This is a genomic window from Streptomyces katrae (genome assembly GCF_000966975.1).
In the GTDB taxonomy this organism is placed as follows: domain Bacteria; phylum Actinomycetota; class Actinomycetes; order Streptomycetales; family Streptomycetaceae; genus Streptomyces; species Streptomyces katrae.
Window position 1 is genome coordinate 1 of sequence record NZ_JZWV01001815.1, and the last position, 293, is coordinate 293.

Genomic DNA, 293 nt, shown 5'->3' on the forward strand with positions numbered 1-293 from the left:
GCGAGGTGATCCGAAGGAAACGCCCTAGCGGCTGACCCCGACCACATGGTGCGCCGCACCATCGCGACCCATCCCCGACTTCCGGCTGAGGACCTGACGCGGCTGCTGTCTGATCCGTCGGAATCCGTCGCGGCCACTGCAGCCGCAAACCCGAACCTGCCAACCACAGGGATGCACCAGCTACTCGCCCTCGCAGGCTTGTGACGCTCGATTGTGCGCGGCCGGTACCGGACCGGGATGCTGAAGGCCGCTGAGTGGCCACGCGTGAACGTACTGGGGGCCGGTCTGCCGAA

At 67.2% G+C, this 293-nt stretch carries 1 protein-coding gene; it reads left to right on the plus strand.

All coding sequences use genetic code 11. From position 1 onward, the window contains the following. The first annotated feature begins 45 nt into the window (after positions 1-45). Positions 46-204, plus strand: coding sequence for a hypothetical protein (locus VR44_RS43670; RefSeq protein WP_094192227.1), 159 nt, complete (start codon positions 46-48; stop codon positions 202-204). The last annotated feature ends 89 nt before the right edge of the window (positions 205-293 follow it).